Here is a 19512-nt window from a genome sequence, read left to right on the forward strand (position 1 = left end):
AACAAGTGCCCCTAGCCGTTCCAGAGCAATTCCATGACATCCACCGCATTATCCGCTGAGCAAAAAGCACCGCGCTGGTTGGTGGTATGGCTAGCGGCGCTGGTCTCCCTGACGCCATTTTCCATCGACAGTTACTTGCCGGCTATCCCGGCCATGGCCGGTGCGCTCGATACCGAAGTGGAGCGGGTGCAGTATTCGGTCTCCAGCTTTTTACTGGGTTTTGCCCTAGGTCAGCTCTTCGGCGGCCCGCTCTCCGATCGCTGGGGCAGGCGACTGGTCGGCACTATCGGCCTGTGCATTTATATCGTCAGTTCGCTGCTGATCCTGTTTGCCGACCATGTCGATCAACTGATTATCCTGCGCTTTTTCCAGGCCGTGGGGGGCGGTTTTGCTACGGTGATTTGCGCCGCCATAGTGCGCGATCTGCACAGTGGGCGTGAAGCCGCCAAAATTATTTCTATGATCAGTACCATCATGCTGATCGCCCCCCTGATCGCTCCAGTAATCGGCTCTCTTCTGCTGGCAGTGGGTGGCTGGCAGAGTATTTTTGTATTCCTGCTACTGTACGCCGCTGCCATGCTGCTATTAGTCCGCTTACTGTTACCAGAAACTGTATCGCGTTTTACCCGCGCGCGGCGCCAGTTGATGCCATTAGCTTCACTGATTTCCACTTATGGACAGGTGCTACGCAACCGCCGCGCCCTCGGTTTTCTCGGCGCCCAGGCCTGTGTCAGTGGTTCGATGTTTATCTATATCACCACCGCACCCTTTGTCTTTATGGACTACTTCAGTGTCAGTCCGAGCCGCTTCCCGCTGTTCTTTGGCGCCTGTATTCTGGGGCTGATCTGCATGGTGCAGGTCAATATCCGCCTGCTCAACCTGTTCCAGCCGCGCAATATTTTATTGGCTGGCGTCACCCTGCAGATACTCGGCTGTGGTTTGCTATTACTCGGCACTTTGACCGGTATTAAAGAGCTGACTCTGTGGATGGTACCGCTGGTATTGGTAATGAGCTGTATCGGTATTACCGGGCCCAATGCCGCCGCCTGTTATCTGGAGTTTTTTCCCAAAATCAGCGGCAGCGCCAACGCCCTGTATGGCGCCACAATTTTTATCACTGGCGGTGTGCTGGGCGGATTGGTCAGCAGCCTGCACACAGGCACCCTGGTTCCTATTGCCGCGTCCATGTTTGGATGTGCGGTAGTGGCCCTGATCTCCACTCTGGTAATCGCTCAGGCACGCAAACCCATCGACTCGGATATACCAATCACCAGGCGCTTTACCCCGCGTTGAAGAGTCAGTTTTGTGTTCATCTATTGAAAAGGGGGTATTTCGGCCCGGCCATATTGGCTAAGTACTCAGGGACCATATTTGCCACTTCTGTTCCAGAGCTCCACCTAGTTGCTGATAAAAAGCTTGTGCATCTACATTAGTAGAAAGAACTTCCCACTTTATTTTGGCACTACCCCGCTCATAGGCCTCTTTTATTAAATACCCCATCAATGCCCTTCCTACTCCTTTACGGCGATACTCTTTGTTACCAACTACGTAAAGTTCTTTAATCCACAGCCAGGGAGTTAAATCGTAGGTAAAGGGAAGGGCATAAAAAACCAGGTAGCCAATAGCCACTCCACTGTCTTCGGCCACTAAACATTGAAAGTCTGCCCGCTTAAATAGCCGATTATTTAATTCTTCCTCAGTAACCTTGAACTTATCTAAGTAGCCTTCGAATTTAGCTAGCCCACGCATCATCTCCAATAATTGGCGAATATCACTAGGCTTTGCGTTACGTATAAGCATTTATTTGTTGCCAAATTTGATGGATTGGTAGAGGGTGCAATCTTCACCCTCTTTATTTCCGGTCTTGAGAGATAAAATCTCACTTTGACCTTAGGCGCTGATAGTTTCCTTTTCTCCCACCAGTTTGAATCCTTCATCTATCCATCCGGTTATACCACCAATCATTTTTTTCACTGGAAGCCCTAATTTTGCCAACCGGACAGCAGCCTTCTCTGTTGCATTGCAATGGGGCCCGGCGCAGTAGACGACGAACAAGGTGGAATCTAGATAGCGAGATACAAGCTCTTTATTGATGTGCTGATAGGGTAGGGACTCAGCGCCCAAAATGTGCCCCTGACGAAAGGCTTCTTCACCGCGAACATCCAACAGCACAAAGTCCTGGCGCCCATTGGTTAGGGCATGATGAACATCCCAGCAGTCCGTCTCAAAGGCCATCAGTTCTTGGAAATGTTGCAGGGCTTTTTGACTGCTAGCTGGGGCAATACGACTTACAGCAGAACTCATAATTATCTCCTTGGTTAACACTCACTCTTTGTCATGTATGTATTCTGTTCTTTGGCTATTTATTTAACGATTGGCTTAAAAGCCATATAGCGTTAAATTTGAGCCAACCTGGGTATCGAAGTGAGAAATCAGCATGATGGATAAGGGAAAAGCAAAGCGCGTAGCGATTCTGGTTCATCACCAAGTTGCCTTATTTGAACTTGGCTGCGCGACCGAACTGTTCTGTTTACCCCGCCCCTGTACCAATACGCTCTATGAGGGAGAGGTTGTTTCCTTCACTGCCAAGGCACAGCTAGGGCTTGGGGGGGTATCCCTACAGTGCAGACAAGTGAGCAGCCTGATGGATTACGATTTGTTAGTCGTACCCAGCTGGCCGACTACACCACAAACCAAGGACTGCTCCCTACAATCTGTATACGCTGCTGTGGAAGCCTTTGCGGCGGAACGCCGGCAAATTCTGACTTTTTGTTCTGGCGCATTTTTACCTGCCGAAATTGGTTTGCTGGATGGAAGGCAAGCCACCACTCATTGGCGCTATGCGAATACCTTTAAAAAGCGATTCCCCAAAGTAGAGTATGTAGGGGATGTACTTTATGTCTGGCAGGACAAATTGGCCTGTTCTGCAGGAAGCTCAGCAGCAATAGATTTGGGAATAGAGTATTTACGGCGTAGCCATGGTTATGAATTGGCTAATTCTGTAGCCAAGCGCCTGGTGATGGCTCCTCATCGGCAGGGAGGACAGGCCCAGTTTGTAGAGACCCCAGTTCCCAAGCGGCCCGATCATTTCGCGGGCGCACTGGATTGGGCCCTTGCCAACCTGGATAAACCCATCATGGTGGGCGACTTGGCGAAACAAGCGCATCTCTCTCGTCGCAGTTTCGATAGAAAATTTCGCCAATCCATGGGGCTGGCCCCTAAAGAATGGTTAACGCAACAACGGCTTCGTGTAGCGCAGAAAGCTCTGGAGTCAGGCAGTGAGACCATTGATCATGCAGCACAAGTTTCTGGTTTTGAGAGCAGTGCAACCCTTCGCCATCATTTCCGTAAAACTTTCGGTATCTCTCCGGGTCAGTACCAACGACAATTTGCCTGTCCAGGTAAGGCTGAAGATATGTGTAGGGAGTAAATAAATCGAGGACTATTCCTGAACGAGATAAGATGCTTTCAGTGAGTACAGCCACAACTTCGACCAACGCTAGCGGAGCTGGTGCACTGTTTATTTGGCGGTAATATACTCTTGGGCCCTCAATCTAACTGAGATTTTCCTCTTGCAAGGCCTGCTGAACTGCCGGGCGCGCTGCCATACGCTCCTGAAAAGCCTGTAACCTGGGCCACCGTGTCATATCAAAATCCTGCACCTTGAGCCAGCGGTTTATCAGGTAGAGATACGCATCCACGACAGATAGAGAATTCCCCAACAGATAGTCGTTCTGTAGCTGCTCTTCAATATAGTCTATGCGACGTAGAATCCTTTCCCGAGCTTTTTTCTTTTCTTCCTCAGTGCCTTTCCAAAACAGGGGCAAGAAAGATTTATGAACCTCCGCACTGATAAAATTCAACCACTCCAACAAGCGGTAATGGTCCAAAGTGCCCAACGGTGGCGCCAAACCGGCATCGGGCTTTTGCTCGGCGAGAAACTGCATAATAGCGACGCCCTCTGTGAGTAACTCGCCCCCCTCTAGCTGCAGTACTGGTACATAGCCCTTAGGATTAACTCTATAAAAGTCGTCGCCGTTTTCCAGGGTATGCGTCTTTAGATCCACCTTGCAGAGTTCGAGATCAATACCCGCCTCCAGGGCGACAATATGTGGGGATAGAGAACAGGCTCCTGGCGCATAAAAGAGTTTCACGGTGACCCTCCTGAGTGGACTGTGCGGCATCGGGCAATATAGGCGCCTACTGGCTTCACAAGGCGCTATTTTTTGCGAATCCAGTGATCTAGGCTGAAGCGCCCAGCACCCGCGCAGGCGAGAATCAGGTAGCCTCCAGCAATGGTGATGTTCTTCATAAAGCTGGTCATCTCTGCGGGATCGCCTGGTGAGTAATGCACCATCCAGGCACTAGCCAGGCAGAAGAGAAAAAGAATCACTGCGGAAAAGCGGGTAAAGAATCCGAGCAATATCGCCAGGCCACCGACCAGTTCTACGATAATCACTAAGGGGAGTAACAGGGCGGGGATTCCCATGGAAACCATAAAGGCTTCCGTCATTTTGTAGCCGCCGATCTTATTCCAGCCGGCAAAGATAAACAGCAGGGACATTAATACCCGCCCGACAAGTTTAGAGGTATCACATAACAGGGGATGATGTGCCACGGCCTTCTCTCTTCTTTAACTGTTACATTGGGCTCTACCTGATGCCTCCAGTGTAGTTGGGAAGCGATATCGAAATGGGGGCGATGCCGACAGCAATGTATTCCGCTAAGAGAAACTTGCACCGCAATTGAGAGTCTGACGAAGCGGAAATTAACGAATGACAGTTTCGGCAGGCGCAGAAAAGTTGTTGTGGATATAAATAGAAAATGCGGTTGTACCGCACTGAAGAGCCGTTACAATTGCGCGCCCCCAACCAGGGCGCAGCCGGCGGTATCCATACCTGACACCCCTGTGCCCAAAGCCCTGTCAGGGAAACTCGAGCGGGCCCCTGCGCGACTACACTAACGGCACGCTCAGCAACTGATAATTTCGCCCGTAGAAGCATCGCTTTTAAGGGGTGGGCAAGGCCCCGCAATTCTTATCCCTGGAGTCCACGCACGGCATGGAAGTCTATTACACCTTTTGTTTTCTTGCCGCGGTGTCGGTCTTTCTCGGTTTCCTAAATCAGTATGTGCTGCGTGCACAAACCACAATTGCCATCACCACTGGGGCCCTGGCCTTGTCGCTCATTGTCACCGGCCTGGGCAAATTGGGGGTAGTGGAGTTGCGCACCTGGGCCGACCAACTGCTGCCGTTGCTTAACCTGGAAGACATCCTACTCAAGGGAATGCTGGGCTTCCTGCTCTTCGCCGGCAGTCTGCATATCGACCTGTTGGAATTACGCAATCAAAAACTGGAAATTGGCTTGCTGGCGATTGTTGGTACTTTGATTTCCACTTTTGCGGTGGGCGGCCTGCTGTATTGGTTCCTCATGTTGATCAATATGCCGGTAGCCTTCATTTACTGTCTATTATTTGGTGCCTTGATCTCCCCCACCGACCCCATCGCCGTATTGGCCATTATGAAAAACCTTAAGGCACCGGAGCAGGTTTCCATTCAGGTGGAAGGGGAGTCCCTGTTCAACGATGGCTTCGGTATTGTGGTATTTGCGGTAATTTACGCGGTGGCTTTCGAAGGGGGGCAACCAACTGTACCGGCAGTGGCAGAGCTATTCGTGCTGGAAGCGATTGGGGGAATTCTGCTAGGCCTGATTATCGGTGGGCTGTTCCACTGGCTGATCTGCTGCACCGACGACCACAGCCTGGAGCTGTTGCTCACTCTGGTCATTCCAACTGCCGGATTCTCATTGGCCAATATCCTCGGTGTCTCCGGTGCCCTGGCGATGGTAGTGAGCGGAATTATTATCGGTAACTTCACCCGCGAGCGCGGCTTTTCCAGGGTGAGCCAGCACGAACTGGATAACTTCTGGAATATCACCGAGGATTTCCTCAACGGACTGCTGTTCCTGTTGGTGGGCCTGTTCCTGATTACTATCGATCTGCGCCCGGCGGACTACCTGCTAATGGTGGCGGGAATTGTCATCGTACTAATGGCACGAGTCCTGGCTGTGGGGGTGCCCTTCCTGTACCTGAAAAGGCGCCGCAGCTACCACCCTTACACCAACCGGATATTGATCTGGGGTGGTCTCAAAGGCGGCCTGGCCCTGGCCCTGGCTATGTCCATCCCCTCTGGCAGCGCTTTTGTTCAGGGGCAGGACCTGCGCTACCTATGGGTGGTTATGACCTATGGCGTAGTGCTCTTTTCTATTGTGGTGCAGGGCTCTACCATAGCGCCATTAATACGCCGCAGTCGCGAATTTGCCGAACCGGAAAGCGCGCCCGCCAGCGATCAGCAACACACTGCTAACTAGCGATAATCGATCAATGGAACACTCTAACTTCCTTGTTGAAGCCGTCATCTTTATGGGGGCCGCGGTTATCGCTGTGCCTATCGCCACACGCCTGGGCCTGGGTTCCGTACTCGGATACCTACTGGCCGGGGTGGCCATTGGACCCAGCGCACTGGGCCTGGTGGGGGATGCCAGCGATGAAATGCATGTGGCCGAATTCGGCGTAGCGTTGATGCTGTTTTTGATCGGCCTGGAGATGCAACCTAAAAAGTTGTGGCAAATGCGCGGCGCCATCCTCGGCACCGGCAGCGCGCAGCTGCTCCTGACCGCTGCTGCAGTGGCGGCAATTGCGCTGTGGTTATTCGATATGAGCTGGCGCACCGGCGTAGCGATCGGTTTGATTCTGGCCCTGTCCTCCACCGCTATCGTCTTACAGTCCCTCAATGAAAAAGGGCTTCTCAAAACTCAAGGCGGGCGCAGTGCCTTTGCGGTGCTGTTACTCCAGGATATCGCTGTAATCCCCATTCTCGCCCTGCTGCCATTGCTCGCGGGTACTACCGCCGAATCCCACGCCAGCGGCTTGGAGGGATGGGGATATGCCGCTGCAGTTATTGCCACCATCGCAGCCTTCGCTATCACCGGCCGCTATCTGCTGGGACCGCTGTTACGCCTGGTAGCTGGCAGCCAGGTACGCGAAATGTTTACCGTTACTGCTCTGCTGATTGTCTTCGCTGCAGCGGCGGTAATGAGCTGGCTCGACCTCTCACCGGCTCTGGGTACTTTCCTCGCCGGAGTACTGTTGGCGGAGAGTGAGTTTCGCCACGAGCTGGAGGCAGATATTGAACCGTTCAAGGGATTGTTACTGGGACTTTTCTTTATCGCCGTAGGCGCCAGCCTGAACTTTGCGCAGATCGCGCAAAACCCACTGCTGTTGTTTGGCCTGGTAGTAGCCCTGGTAGTAGTGAAATTTGGCGTTCTGTTCTTATTGGCAAGGTTTCTGCGCATGTCCAAGGGCGAAGATTGGTTATTCGCTCTATCCCTGGCCCAGGCGGGAGAATTTGGCTTCGTTTTGGTGTCCTTTTCCACTCAAATCCAAGTACTCGACGCCGAAGCCAGCAGCTTATTGGTAGCACTGATCGCCCTGACTATGGCGCTCACACCGATTCTGTTACTGGTATTTGAAAGGTTTATTCAGCCGCGTTTTCTTATCGGCCCGGAAGCCCCACAGGCAGTCGAACACGAACCACCGCTGGATTCCAATTCACCGGTCATCATCATCGGTTACGGCCGTTTCGGCCAGATTGCCGGACGCCTGCTCAATGCCTGTGGTTTTAGCACCACCCTACTGGAGCGCAACGCCGAACAGCTGGATTTGGTTCGTCGCTATGGTATCGAGGCCTATTACGGTGATGCCACGCGGGAAGACCTACTGCGCGCCGCCGGCGCCGCCCAGGCACGCCTGGTGATACTCACCTTGAGTGATCAGGCCGCATCTTTGGAGATCATCGCGCAGCTGCAAAAACACTTTCCGCACTTAAAGATTCTCGCGCGGGCGCGTAGCCGTATGCACCAATACGCGCTGATGGAAGCCGGGGTAAAATATATTTTTCGCGAGACCGTCGATCCCGCCTTGGCAATTGGTGAGAAGGCCCTGGAGCTGTTGGGACTCAGCCCCTTGCAAGCGCGCCGCGCTGCACGCAAGTTTAAACAGCACGACCAGCGTATGCTGGAGGCACTGTTTCCCTACTGGCGCGATGAGGCACAGCACATCGCGCAAAGCCGTATCTATCGTGAACAACTCTTGCAGGCTCTACAAGAAGACCGCCGCGATAGGGACCTGCATCTGGACCATTACTGGGAAGAGGCGAAAGTGGAGACCGAAAGGTCTTAATTGGCCACTGCCTGTGCCGATCAAAGACTTAGGAACATAGCGCCAAGATAGCTTTTACCCAGATTAAGATATTGGCTGACGGCGCAAACTTTTGAGCGCAATGTGGTTGAGTGCGACTTAGTGGCCAACTGCGGAGCTGTGATCGAGCACAGCGATCACAGCCCGACCTGGTATCAGAGTTTCACTCACATGTCCCTCTCCACACAAATCCTTGGCTAATAAAATATCGCCAGCTCTAAAAATATGCTGTTCGCCAGAGCTGGTCGTTATTTTCACCTCACCTTCCAGATAAAAAATAAACTGCTCTCGTGGCGCGCAGTGCCAATCAAAAATCTGATGCTCATCGAACTCGCGAAAATATATTTGCCGCACCTGATAGGGATCAGAATAATCCCCAAGTGGCTGATGGTTCTTCTGGATTATTTTCCGCTCTTTAAAGGTAGATACGCCATCAACACTTAGCAGCTCTATATACTTCATACCTTTCCCAACCTATTGCGAATATTGATCCGGGAAAACCTCTATTCCTTAGACAAAATACTGGCCTCTATCAGATCAACTTCGAGCACTAATTTTCTGTGCAACTCATCATCAATCTCCCGGCTCACACGGAGTTCCAAAAGACGCTGTCGCTCTGCGGCCAATGCCGCCAGACGAAAACGGCGTTCCACCCGTGCCCTCAACCATACCGTCTCGCCCGCTTCATCATCACCGATGTTTATGCGCCGACGGTATATCTCCAACAGGTGATCGATCGCCTCGTAGGCAATCTCTTTATTTTTCCAGTGTACATCTATTTCTTTGCGCAAATTGATCAGACGATGTTCCGCGGCCTTTGCGGCAGAAACCCTTGCTCCCTTTTCATCGCCAATCGCCGCAAGACTGGGCGTATCCGGTAAGCGCCTAAGAAGAAATGGTAGGAAAATACTGGCAACCAATAATGAAATCAGAATTACCCCCATAGCTATCGCTATAGATGCTTCACGGCCAGGCAATGGTTTGCCATCAGGCATTAACAGAGGCATTGAAAATGCACCAGCAAGAGTGATAGCCCCACGCACACCAGCCACGCTCAACACACTGACCAGAGCAAATTGAGTAGAGAGAGAGGGAAGGTTGCGGCGAAAGCGCGAGAGATAAAGCGATACCCAAACCCAGATAAAACGCAGCATCAAAAGAACAAAAGAAATTGCCAGGACATACAATACAATCCAACCTAATCCAATATCCTGAGCCCAACTCGAATCTACATCGATAAGGCGCACCAGCTGTTCCCCCAGCAGCACGAAGATAATGCCATCGAGCACAGTTTGTACGGTATTCCAAACTGCTCTACGGTCCATCCGTGTAGCGGATTTTTCTGAACCATGCAAGCTGGTGTAATGAGTGGCAATTCCCGCACTTGCAGCAGCAAGAATTCCCGACACACCTACACTTTGACCGGCTTGGTAGGCGGCAAAAGGAACCAATAAGCTTACCAAAATCTGGATCGCCGTATCCTCACCGCGAAGGTACACCAACCAGCGCAACAGATAGCCACAGATAAATGCCACCCCCGCACCAATGGCAACCCCTCCTATGGCAACCCAAAAAAAACCGGTTACGGCCTGTGGAAAAGAAAAACTGCCAGTCATCGCCGCAGCCAAAGCAATACGAAAGATATCGAGCCCAGAGGCATCATTAAATAATGATTCTCCAGCAAGAATATGCTCAAGCCTTGGGGGAATATTATTGGTGCCCTGCACAACCGATACGGCCACAGGGTCCGTGGGGGCAAGTATTGCTGCTAGTGCAAATGCCATGGCGATCGGCATAATCGGCAACAACCAAGCGATAAAAAACCCCATGCCAAATACGGTAAATATTACCAGCCCTACAGCCAAGGTAATTATCGAACCTAGATCTCTGAAAAGAGCACCCTTGGGAATGCGCCAGCCAGCCAAAAAAAGCAAAGGTGGAATAAAAAGCAGAAAAAATATTTCTGGGTCTAATGGTATTTTTATGCCGAACACGGCGCCGAGAAGAACACCGCCTAAAATTTGAATAAGAGGCAAGGGAACAGGAAAAGGCAAAACTCTAGCGACAATCAGGCTGAGCGCCACTACCAGCAATAACAGCAGAGCAACAACGAGATAGTGCATCGCCCACTCATATTCCTTTGAAAGACTGCGGCACTGCAATTTTCAACCCGACTTAACAGGTCAGCCATTCCGCCAGTATAGGAAAGAGGATTACCGAGGCTTCACAAAGTCATTCAAAGTGTTGGCTTTAGCGCCAAAGCAAAATCACAGACGCTTTAAGAAACAAAGATCCCCACAAGAGGGAAAAGAGTTAACCGAAACGCTGTAAACCTAACAATTAATTTCGAATAGGCACCTCTGGCATCGGTAGAGAGATACTCTCTAGAGAGAGTTCATTAAAAATAGGGAAAGATTATTAATAACCTAAGGTCTTTCTCATAAATTAGAGTTCCTTCTGCATAATTTTGGGAAAGTTGGATTTTTTAAAAAATACTTATCCACATCAACAGCCACCTGCTGCCGTAGGGTAAATTTTAAAACTCCAACCTGTTATTAACACTCCCTATCTTACCCACCGAAAAAGAACGCAGACCAGGTAACAGAGTACCTGTGGAAAACCAGCGGATAATAATCCATCCAGCCAGAAAAATATCAACAGGCCTCTATTTAAACCCGACTAACTGGCGAGAAAATCACACAGCAACCGATTAAACCTCTGTGGTGCTTCAAGAAATAGGAAATGGCTGCCTCCATCTGCAGCCTCGATAATCTCCAACCTAGAACCTTTAATTTGTTGATGAATCCATTGCTGGCACTCTACTGGGTGAGGGCTGGCACGGCCGAAGGCGATCAAAGTGGGTTTTTCAATTCTGGGGATAAAATCCCGCCAATCGCGAGTAACATTGTCAATAAACAGGCGCGCCGCCAGAGCGCGCGGGAACTGCAAATTGACCCCAACCAGCTCTTCCCTCTGATCCTGTGTCATTGCCGGAGTCACCATTGACATCAAAATGTCACGGGTTGCCTGCTCGCCCTGGGAGCTACGCAGTTGACCGGTAAACTGGAAGAGCTGTTTGGCAGTGAGGATTGCACCGGCCTGCAAACGCTCTTGTTCAGACCAATAAGGCTGGGCAAGTAAGGCGGCGGGTTCATCAATAAAAATCAGTTTGGAAACTCGCGTATCGCCAAATATCTCCAGGTAATTCCAGATCACCGAAGCACCGGCCGAGTGGCCAAGTAGATAGAGAGGGGCCGGGTCCAGGGCTGTGATCAACTCCTGTAAGTCCTTCGCCAAGCGGGCAATACGGTAGCCATACAAGGGTTTTTCTGACTGACCGTGGCCGCGCATATCGAGAGCAATGACTCGGTAGCGATCACATAAACCGGCAAGTTGATGCTTGAACAGGGCCGCCCCTTGAGACCAACCGTGCAGTATCAGTAGGGTCGGACCAGTCCCGGCACACAGATAGCTGAGCTTTACCCCATCCGACGTGGTAAAGCTAAAGCGCTGCGTGGATTTGTTCATAAGCCATCCATGGCCTTGGAGAGTTACTCTACCGTCACCGACTTAGCCAGGTTCCTAGGCTGATCAACATCGGTACCTTTCAGCAACGCCACATGATAGCTGAGCAACTGCAGGGGCACGGTATAGAGGATAGGTGCCAAACTTTCTGGGGAGTCCGGCACTTCCACTACGGTAATTCCTTGCTCGCTGGTGAAGCCGGCCTTGGGGCTAGCAAAGACAAACAGCTGTCCACCGCGCGCACGCACTTCCTGCAAGTTGGACTTAAGCTTTTCCAACAGCTCGTCATTGGGGGCCACAACAATTACAGGCATATCCGCATCTACCAGTGCCAGCGGGCCGTGCTTGAGCTCACCTGCCGGATAGGCTTCTGCGTGGATATAAGAGATTTCCTTAAGCTTTAATGCACCTTCAAGGGCGATAGGAAACTCGACACCACGGCCGAGGAACAACGCATGATTCTTCTCCGCAAAAGCCTCACTGGTATGTTGAACCAGTGCATCGAGGCCGGTGAACTCTTCCATCAGCTTCGGCAGCTGATGTAGCGCACTAACTAGTTCCGCCTCACGCTCACTGGGGAGGCCGTTGGCCTTGGCCAACGCAATACTGAATAACTGCAGGGCCACCAATTGGGTGGTGAAGGCTTTGGTAGAGGCCACACCAATTTCCGGGCCCGCTTCCGTCATCAGCGAAAGTTCAGACTCACGCACCAGAGAACTGTTGGGCACATTGCAAATCGTCATAAAACCCAGGTAGCCAAGTTTTTTGGCCTGACGCAGAGCTGCCAGGGTATCCGCAGTTTCGCCGGACTGAGAAATAGTCACGAACAAAGTACCCGGACGAACAACAGTCTTGCGGTAGCGAATCTCACTGGCCACCTCCACGGAGCAAGGCACTCCCGCCCAGTCCTCCAGCCAATAGCGCGCCACCATTCCCGCGTGGTAGCTGGTACCGCAGGCGACGATCTGTACCTGCTCTACCTGGGGCAGGATTTCCTGGGCGCGGCTACCCAGCGCCTGGGACAATACCGAATGCTCTCCAATGCGTCCGGCCAAAGTCGCCGCCACAACCTCCGGCTGCTCGAAGATTTCCTTCTGCATATAGTGGCGATAGCGCCCCTTGTCGGCAACGTCGTGGCCCCTATCCAGCTTATGCACCGGATGGCTCACTTCTTCACCTTGCTTATTGCGAATGGAAATCCCACTGCGACGCACTTCCGCCACATCCCCCTCTTCGAGGAAGATAAAACGATCGGTTACCTGGCGCAGTGCCATCGGGTCTGAGGCGATAAAGTTCTCCTCAATGCCAACGCCCAAGACCAAGGGGCTACCGTAGCGCGCACAAGCCAGGACCTCTGGCTCCTCTCTGCTGATCACGGCGAGGGCGTAGGCACCCTCCAGCATCTTGGTCGCCTTGCTAACCGCATCCACCACGTCCAGGCCCTCTGTGCTCAGGGAGTGAATCAGGTGAACCACCACTTCGGTATCGGTATCGGAGGCGAATTCATAGCCCTTGGCCTGTAGCTCCTCGCGCAGAGCCTGGTGATTCTCAATAATCCCGTTGTGCACCAGGGTGATATGTTCAGACATATGGGGATGGGCGTTTTCATCGGAAGGCACTCCATGGGTAGCCCAGCGTGTGTGGGCAATGCCTTGATGGCCCTCAGTGGGATCGACCTGCAGCTTGGCCTCCAGGTCTACAACCTTACCCAAACTCTTGCGCAACTGTAGCTGGCCTTCATTATCGCGAAGGCAGACGCCCGCAGAATCGTAACCGCGGTACTCCAAGCGGCGCAGGCCCTCGAGAAGAATACCCGTTACATTGCGCTGGGCCAGTGCCCCAACAATCCCACACATACCGATCTCCTCTCAAATCCTAAAATTTTTGTTTGTTCTTTCGTTAGTCGCCTGCAACTGACTTTGGCGATGCGCAAATCACCCGCACCCCCAAATCTTGCAATTGCTCGCGCGCACTCTCTTCCAGACCAGAGTCTGTCACCAGTACATCGACTTTTGACCAGGATAGCTCCAGGTTGGGAATACGCCTGCCAACCTTGCTGGACTCCGCCAATACCACTACTTCCCGAGCAACTTGCGCCATCACCCTGGATAGGCCTATTTGCTCGTTAAAAGTACAAGTGCCTCGCTCCAGATCTATGCCATCCGCACCAATAAACGCTCTGTCAAAGTCGTAATCGCGCAAAACCTGTTCCGCCACCTTGCCTTGAAAAGCCTCGAAGTGGGGGTCCCAGGTGCCGCCTGTCATTAACAGGGTTGGCTCGTTTTCCAGTTCCCGCAGGGCATTGGCCACATGCAGCGAGTTGGTCATAACCACCAGACCGCGCTTTGATTCCAGCTCGGGGATCATCGCCGCAGTCGTGCGGCCGTAATCAATCACGATGCGATGGTGGTCGGGAATCAAGGCCGCCGCAGTGCGGCCAATGGCGCGCTTCACTTCCGATGGCCCTTCCTCTACAACCAATTCCCGCGGTACCGGTATGGCACCACCACGGCGACGCAGCAGCAAACCGTGGTTTTCCATCGCAGTAAGATCCTTTCGAATCGTAACTTCTGAAGTTTCGAAACGCCTTGCTAAATCTTCGACACTGGCCTCCCCAGTTTCATTCAAAAGACTCATAATCCCATGGCGGCGTTGTTGGGTATTGCGTTTCGACATAACTTGCTAACTTTCATTTCGAAACTTAAAGATAGCAAAGTGAAAGATAAATTCCCACAGGAATTTCAAAAAGGCAGAGGCCCAACAGGGAAACAGCAGAAATGATGCCGCTACTCAGGTGGAAAGCGCGGCTAGCATCGCCTGGAGAAAGCGCGCCAGTTCACCGCCGGTCACCGCTCGATGATCAGCACTAATAGAAAGCGGCAACAGTGGCCGGATAGCCGGCCAACGGTCTATGACGACGACTCCTTGGCAAACCCTGCCCGCACCGACAATAGCCACCGTAGGGGGCAATACAACGGGTGTCGCATAGCGCCCGGCAATAGCACCAAAGTTGGACAAGAGAATCGTTGCGCCCTGCAAATCGCTCTGGGCGATTCCGGTCTCCCTGGCCTGATGCTTGAAGTCGGCCACCTGGGCCATCAGTGATTCATCTGATCGCGTGGCTACATCTTTGAGCACAGGGACATATAGGCCTCGCGGGGAATCTACCGCCAATCCGATATTGACGGGCTGTTGAGGAGACAGCTGATCATCTTGGAAATACGCATTGAGGGTAGGCTCCGCAGCACAGGCAGACTGCACAGCGCGAATCAGTCTCAATAATGCCGGTTCGCTGCCCCACCAGCTGGAGATATCCGCATCATCACATAGAGTAATCTGCGCCACCTGGTCCCTAGCACGGCTCATGGACAGGCCCATGGCACGCCGCGCCGGGGACATAATTTCCCCAGGCTCTTGAGCTTTTACCAAATCCCTCTCAGGCAAAGGCTTCCTTGTATTTTGCTCAGCTTGATCGGTAGCTATTTCTGCGGCACTAAATTTTGCCCCCGCGGCAGAGCGCACCTGCGCAGCTGTGATCAGTCCCCCGTCCGTGGAGAGCTGTTCCAAATTCACCCCCAGGCGCCGAGCTAGAGCACGAACCGAAGGTGTTGCCAGCCGTTTAGGCCCCTCAGTAAGGCCCTGCTCGGCGCCGAGGACATCTTCACTCTGTTCGAGCTTCCCAACCACCGTTCCACTGTCGGCCCGCGAACGACTAGGTGCCGATGCGCCGCACACTTGTTCCTTTTCAGGTTCTTCCTGAATGACAGACTCTTTGGGGGAAGAAGCTTCAGCAGGCACTGTTGATTGCGATGTCTCTTGGTTACTGCCTTCAGCGACAAAGCCCACTAAGGGCTCACCCACATTGACGGTTTGATCCGGCTCTGCAAACAGCTTTTCTATTCTGCCTCCCCAAGGAGCTGGAACTTCTACCAGAGCCTTGGCGGTCTCAACGGTTACCAGGCTTTCGTGGGCGGCAATTTCATCTCCTTCGTGCACATGCCATTCCCGCACTACTGCATCCGGCAACCCCTCACCGAGGTCGGGCAGGGTAAAAATTTTCATGCCACCCCTCCATTTGCGTATTCGAGCACTTCGCGCACCGCCGTCATAATTCGCGGCACACCGGGTAGGTAGATATCTTCAAGCTGGTAATAGGGCATCACCGTATCGAACCCCGTTACTCTTTGTACCGGTGCATGCAATAGGTCAAAGGCATATTCATTGATCTGTGAAGCCACCTCCGCACCCAGACCACAAAAACGCGCGGCTTCATGTATCAAGACACAGCGGTGGGTTTTCTCCAAAGAATCAATAATGGTGTGAATATCCAGGGGTTTTAGAGTGGCGAGATCGATCACCTCCGCTTCGATGCCTTCAGTGGAGAGCTGCTCGGCAACCTGCAGAGTCTCCTTCAGCGAAGCTCCCCAGGCGATCAAGGTGATATCACTGCCCTCTCGCAAGACAAAGGCACGGTCCAGCGGCAGAGCCTCACCATTGTCGACGACTTCCTGGCGCACCGCACGGTAGATCCTCTTGGGTTCGAGAAAGACAACCGGGTCTGGATCGCGGATCGCCGCCAGTAACAATCCATAGGCCCGCGCCGGAGAAGAGGGCACCACTAAGCGCAATCCGGGAATATGGGCGAACAGTGCCTCAGTGCTCTCCGAATGATGCTCTGGTGCATGGATTCCGCCTCCATAGGGGGCCCGGTAGACAATCGGGCAGGAGAGACGGCCGCGAGTGCGATTGCGATAGCGCGCGGCATGGCTGAGGATCTGATCGAGACCGGGATAGATAAACCCCATAAACTGAAATTCTGCCACCGGTCGCAGGCCCTGCACCGCCATACCAATCGCAATCCCGGCAATCATATTTTCCGCCAGCGGAGTATCCAGTACCCGTTCATGGCCAAAACGCGCCTGCAGGCCATCGGTAGCACGAAAAACGCCGCCGTTCAGTCCCACATCCTCACCGAAAACAACCACCTTGGGGTCTCTCTGCATTTCGAAAGCTAGCGCCTGGGTAATCGCTTCTACCAGGGTAATTTGCGCCATCAGCTGTCCCCCTGCAATTGTTGGTATTGCTCGATAAAGGCCTCGGGCAAGGTTCCATAGAGGTGATCGAAAATAGCCGTAGACTTATCGCGAGGAGTTTGCCGATACACCCGCACTGCCTCCTCCAGTATCTCCTTCAACTCCCGCTGTAATTCCTCTTCCTGTGAATCGCCCCAGATACCCAGGCTCTCCAAATAAATTCTCAACCGCCTGAGCGGCTCCCTACCCCAAGCTTCTTTGACGCCCTCTTGTGGTTGGTAGCGGCTGGCATCATCCGCAGTGGTGTGATCGCACAGACGATAAGTCACCGCCTCAATCAATGAAGGCCCGCCACCTTCATGGGCCAGTTGCAGCGCCTCCAACACGGCCTGATACACAGCGATCACATCGTTGCCATCAACCTGTAAACTGGGGATACCGGCGGCGATTGCCTTCTGCGCGAGGGTCTTACAAGCAGTCTGCCCAGAACGGGGTAGGGAGATGGCCCACTGGTTGTTATTGATCACCACCACCAGCGGCAACTTCCAGTCCCCCGCTAGGTTGATCGCCTCATAGAAATCTCCCTTGGAAGTGGCGCCGTCACCGCCACTTGTAACCGCCGCACGTATGGGCTCCCCCAGCTGCTCCTGTTTATATTTGAGCGCAAAGGCAACGCCGGCCCCATGCAACATTTGCGTGGCAATAGGTACGCTTAGCGGTAGATCCTCGCATACGTGGCGATAGTTCTGGCCGCGTTCATCTCCTCCCCAAATAGCGTAGATTTCCTCTATACGCACACCGCGCTCCAAAAGGGCACCGGTTTCCCGGTAATTGGGGCAGTAGACGTCTTCTTTTGCCATGGCGGCACCGACCCCCACACCGATCGCTTCCTGCCCGAGGCTGGACGGGTAGGTACCAAGTTGACCGGTGCGCTGCATCTTCACCGCGCGATCATCGACCATACGCGCCAGGGTCATCTGCCGGTATAGGGCAACCAGAGTATCCGGGGTAGCGAAATCGGGTAGCGCCTGCGTAGTTTGTCCTGACTCATCCAGGTACTGTAGAGAGGCGATATCAAAGCTGGCGAGCAGCTGCATTCTAGGCTTGTGCATCGGGCCATTCCTTTTGTTCCCGAAGCGCAAGTTTAATGGAAAGGAGGTATCCCACCGGGTGGGAGGAGTGAAATCCCGCCGGAATTCGATTTTCCAGCGGGTTTCCCCTTTTAGGAAGGGTAAAAACTAATTTCGCTTAATGGGACGTTCCCAACCGGTGATATTGCGTTGCTTGCCCCGCGCCACGGCCAGCTCTTCACTACCCACCTCCCGGGTAATGGTGGAGCCCGCTCCTATGGTGGCACCACTGCCAACTTTCACCGGAGCAACCAGAGCGGTATTGGAACCAATAAAGGCGCCGTCACCAATTTCAGTGAGGGACTTATTCACACCATCGTAATTACAGGTGATGGTGCCGGCACCGATATTCACAGACTCACCCACAACTGAATCCCCCACATAGGAGAGGTGATTAATCTTGCTACCGACTCCCACCTTGGCCTTTTTAGTCTCTACAAAGTTACCCACCTTGGCTCCGTCAGCCAGCTCGGTGCCAGGGCGCAGGCGAGCAAAAGGACCGATGGTACAAGCTTCACCCACATGGGCACCTTCAATGACAGAATTGGCCTCTACACGGGTACCATCCGCGAGACGGCAATCTTTTAGCAGGCAATTGGGGCCAATCTGTACTCCCTTGCCCAGTGAGACCTCACCTTCGAAGATACAGTTGATATCAATGGATACATCGGTATCGCATTCGAGGCTGCCACGGATGTCGATCCGGGCTGGATCGAGCAAAGTGACACCGGCATTCATCAGTGCCACTGCGCGGGTATGCTGTAAGGCCCGCTCCATCTGAGCCTGCTGGGCGCGGCTGTTGACTCCGGCGACTTCCAGCGTGTCACTGGCACGCTCGCCCGTCACCGCGATCTCCTCACTCACAGAACGTGCGATGACATCGGTCAGGTAATACTCGCCCTGGGCATTCTCACAAGACAACTCAGGTAACCAACGAGCCAGCAGATCTGCCGGCGCCGCCAGGATACCTGTGTTCACCTCACTGATAGCCAGTGTATCGGCATCCGCATCTTTCTCTTCTACAATCGCCCGCACCCGACCCGACGTATCGCGCACTATGCGCCCATAACCGGCCGGATTGGCCATTTCTACCGAGAGCAGGGCTGGGCCATGATCCGCAGCCGACAGCAGGGACTGTAAAGTTCCCGCCCTGACCAATGGCACATCACCATAAAGTACCAACACGGTGGCACCCTCGCGGAACTGAGGGATAGCCTGTGCCACAGCGTGGCCGGTGCCCAGCTGTTCCGTCTGCTCAACAAACTTCACACCACTATCGGCAAAGCGCTGACGTACCTGGTCAGCGCCGTGTCCGACAACCACGGTAATTTCAACCCCCTGCAACTGTCGCGCCGTCTCAATGACATGTCCCAACATGGGAATTCCGCCAATCGGGTGCAGCACTTTGGGCAGGTCCGATCGCATACGGGAACCTTTGCCCGCAGCCAAAATCACTACGTCGATAGTCATAATGGTTTGAAATCTCACTAATTCCTTAAATTTGGCAACATTGTGGCCACTAGCCCTCACTAACTCAACCCAACCCGGCAGCTTGGCGCTTAGCGCAT

The 19512-nt window shown here is 53.1% G+C and carries 17 protein-coding genes; 4 read left to right on the forward strand and 13 right to left on the reverse strand.

Annotated elements, in window-relative coordinates; genetic code table 11:
• Nucleotides 1-33: 33 nt before the first annotated feature.
• Entirely contained in the window at nt 34-1293 is a 1260-nt protein-coding gene (locus tag ACJJIO_RS09665) for a multidrug effflux MFS transporter (protein ID WP_444910862.1), read from the forward strand.
• Nucleotides 1294-1350: 57 nt separating this feature from the next.
• On the opposite strand, the gene ACJJIO_RS09670 is transcribed toward ACJJIO_RS09665, so the two are convergent.
• Both ACJJIO_RS09670 and ACJJIO_RS09675 read right to left on the reverse strand, forming a co-directional pair.
• Nucleotides 1351-1800 (reverse strand): GNAT family N-acetyltransferase, encoded by a 450-nt coding sequence (locus tag ACJJIO_RS09670; protein ID WP_444910863.1) that lies wholly within the window; start codon nt 1798-1800, stop codon nt 1351-1353.
• Nucleotides 1801-1890: 90 nt separating this feature from the next.
• Nucleotides 1891-2304, reverse strand: a complete 414-nt coding sequence (locus ACJJIO_RS09675) for a rhodanese-like domain-containing protein (protein WP_444887604.1) — start codon at nt 2302-2304, stop codon at nt 1891-1893.
• A gap of 133 nt (nt 2305-2437) precedes the next feature.
• Between ACJJIO_RS09675 and ACJJIO_RS09680 the strand changes: the two genes are divergently transcribed.
• The gene (locus ACJJIO_RS09680; protein ID WP_444910864.1) at nt 2438-3430 is read left to right on the forward strand and encodes a helix-turn-helix domain-containing protein; all 993 of its coding nucleotides are present in this window, start codon (nt 2438-2440) and stop codon (nt 3428-3430) included.
• A gap of 124 nt (nt 3431-3554) precedes the next feature.
• Here ACJJIO_RS09680 and gstA read toward each other — a convergent pair whose 3' ends face one another.
• A complete protein-coding gene (gstA, locus tag ACJJIO_RS09685) occupies nt 3555-4154 on the reverse strand; it encodes a glutathione transferase GstA (RefSeq protein WP_444883233.1) in 600 nt (199 codons plus the stop codon).
• Between the two features lie 65 nt (nt 4155-4219).
• Nucleotides 4220-4618, reverse strand: a complete 399-nt coding sequence (locus ACJJIO_RS09690) for a DoxX family protein (protein ID WP_252083931.1) — start codon at nt 4616-4618, stop codon at nt 4220-4222.
• A gap of 442 nt (nt 4619-5060) precedes the next feature.
• Between ACJJIO_RS09690 and ACJJIO_RS09695 the strand changes: the two genes are divergently transcribed.
• Nucleotides 5061-6368, forward strand: coding sequence for a cation:proton antiporter (locus ACJJIO_RS09695; RefSeq protein WP_444899452.1), 1308 nt, complete (start codon nt 5061-5063; stop codon nt 6366-6368).
• A gap of 13 nt (nt 6369-6381) precedes the next feature.
• Nucleotides 6382-8238 carry a monovalent cation:proton antiporter-2 (CPA2) family protein gene (locus ACJJIO_RS09700; RefSeq protein WP_444899451.1) on the forward strand — a complete coding sequence of 619 codons (1857 nt, stop codon included), beginning with the start codon at nt 6382-6384 and terminating at the stop codon, nt 8236-8238.
• Nucleotides 8239-8355: 117 nt separating this feature from the next.
• Here the strand turns inward: ACJJIO_RS09700 and ACJJIO_RS09705 are convergent, their stop codons facing one another.
• The 9 genes from ACJJIO_RS09705 to glmU all read right to left on the reverse strand — a co-directional run bounded on the left by ACJJIO_RS09705 (nt 8356) and on the right by glmU (nt 19414).
• The gene (locus ACJJIO_RS09705; RefSeq protein WP_444910865.1) at nt 8356-8718 is read right to left on the reverse strand and encodes a cupin domain-containing protein; all 363 of its coding nucleotides are present in this window, start codon (nt 8716-8718) and stop codon (nt 8356-8358) included.
• A 41-nt stretch (nt 8719-8759) separates the two neighbouring features.
• Nucleotides 8760-10379 (reverse strand): Na+/H+ antiporter, encoded by a 1620-nt coding sequence (locus ACJJIO_RS09710; RefSeq protein WP_444889009.1) that lies wholly within the window; start codon nt 10377-10379, stop codon nt 8760-8762.
• A 556-nt stretch (nt 10380-10935) separates the two neighbouring features.
• Nucleotides 10936-11784, reverse strand: coding sequence for an alpha/beta fold hydrolase (locus ACJJIO_RS09715; RefSeq protein WP_444910866.1), 849 nt, complete (start codon nt 11782-11784; stop codon nt 10936-10938).
• A 23-nt stretch (nt 11785-11807) separates the two neighbouring features.
• Nucleotides 11808-13637: a glutamine--fructose-6-phosphate transaminase (isomerizing) gene (gene glmS, locus ACJJIO_RS09720; protein ID WP_444910867.1), complete on the reverse strand. Its 1830-nt coding sequence runs from the start codon at nt 13635-13637 to the stop codon at nt 11808-11810.
• A gap of 43 nt (nt 13638-13680) precedes the next feature.
• The gene (locus ACJJIO_RS09725) at nt 13681-14457 is read right to left on the reverse strand and encodes a DeoR/GlpR family DNA-binding transcription regulator (RefSeq protein ID WP_444883238.1); all 777 of its coding nucleotides are present in this window, start codon (nt 14455-14457) and stop codon (nt 13681-13683) included.
• A gap of 114 nt (nt 14458-14571) precedes the next feature.
• The gene (locus ACJJIO_RS09730) at nt 14572-15843 is read right to left on the reverse strand and encodes a dihydrolipoamide acetyltransferase family protein (protein WP_444910868.1); all 1272 of its coding nucleotides are present in this window, start codon (nt 15841-15843) and stop codon (nt 14572-14574) included.
• Entirely contained in the window at nt 15840-16835 is a 996-nt protein-coding gene (locus tag ACJJIO_RS09735) for an alpha-ketoacid dehydrogenase subunit beta (protein ID WP_444910869.1), read from the reverse strand. The genes ACJJIO_RS09730 and ACJJIO_RS09735 overlap by 4 nt, the downstream gene beginning before the upstream one ends.
• Entirely contained in the window at nt 16835-17926 is a 1092-nt protein-coding gene (gene pdhA / locus ACJJIO_RS09740) for a pyruvate dehydrogenase (acetyl-transferring) E1 component subunit alpha (protein WP_444910870.1), read from the reverse strand. Before pdhA ends, ACJJIO_RS09735 begins: the two co-directional genes overlap by 1 nt.
• Nucleotides 17927-18052: 126 nt before the next feature.
• Nucleotides 18053-19414, reverse strand: coding sequence for a bifunctional UDP-N-acetylglucosamine diphosphorylase/glucosamine-1-phosphate N-acetyltransferase GlmU (gene glmU / locus ACJJIO_RS09745; protein WP_444885939.1), 1362 nt, complete (start codon nt 19412-19414; stop codon nt 18053-18055).
• Between the last annotated feature and the right edge of the window lie 98 nt (nt 19415-19512).

The sequence above is a fragment of the Microbulbifer mixtoriginis (SeqCode) genome, from assembly GCF_052467235.1.

Bases quoted from the DNA above. Each gene is read 5' to 3' on its own strand.
- ACJJIO_RS09665 (WP_444910862.1), top strand. From the start codon at position 34: ATGACATCCACCGCATTATCCGCTGAGCAAAAAGCACCGCGCTGGTTG.
- ACJJIO_RS09670 (WP_444910863.1), bottom strand. From the start codon at position 1,800: ATGCTTATACGTAACGCAAAGCCTAGTGATATTCGCCAATTATTGGAG.
- ACJJIO_RS09675 (WP_444887604.1), bottom strand. From the start codon at position 2,304: ATGAGTTCTGCTGTAAGTCGTATTGCCCCAGCTAGCAGTCAAAAAGCC.
- ACJJIO_RS09680 (WP_444910864.1), top strand. From the start codon at position 2,438: ATGATGGATAAGGGAAAAGCAAAGCGCGTAGCGATTCTGGTTCATCAC.
- ACJJIO_RS09695 (WP_444899452.1), top strand. From the start codon at position 5,061: ATGGAAGTCTATTACACCTTTTGTTTTCTTGCCGCGGTGTCGGTCTTT.
- ACJJIO_RS09700 (WP_444899451.1), top strand. From the start codon at position 6,382: ATGGAACACTCTAACTTCCTTGTTGAAGCCGTCATCTTTATGGGGGCC.
- ACJJIO_RS09705 (WP_444910865.1), bottom strand. From the start codon at position 8,718: ATGAAGTATATAGAGCTGCTAAGTGTTGATGGCGTATCTACCTTTAAA.
- ACJJIO_RS09710 (WP_444889009.1), bottom strand. From the start codon at position 10,379: ATGCACTATCTCGTTGTTGCTCTGCTGTTATTGCTGGTAGTGGCGCTC.
- ACJJIO_RS09715 (WP_444910866.1), bottom strand. From the start codon at position 11,784: ATGAACAAATCCACGCAGCGCTTTAGCTTTACCACGTCGGATGGGGTA.
- glmS (WP_444910867.1), bottom strand. From the start codon at position 13,637: ATGTGTGGGATTGTTGGGGCACTGGCCCAGCGCAATGTAACGGGTATT.
- ACJJIO_RS09725 (WP_444883238.1), bottom strand. From the start codon at position 14,457: ATGTCGAAACGCAATACCCAACAACGCCGCCATGGGATTATGAGTCTT.
- ACJJIO_RS09730 (WP_444910868.1), bottom strand. From the start codon at position 15,843: ATGAAAATTTTTACCCTGCCCGACCTCGGTGAGGGGTTGCCGGATGCA.
- ACJJIO_RS09735 (WP_444910869.1), bottom strand. From the start codon at position 16,835: ATGGCGCAAATTACCCTGGTAGAAGCGATTACCCAGGCGCTAGCTTTC.
- pdhA (WP_444910870.1), bottom strand. From the start codon at position 17,926: ATGCACAAGCCTAGAATGCAGCTGCTCGCCAGCTTTGATATCGCCTCT.
- glmU (WP_444885939.1), bottom strand. From the start codon at position 19,414: ATGACTATCGACGTAGTGATTTTGGCTGCGGGCAAAGGTTCCCGTATG.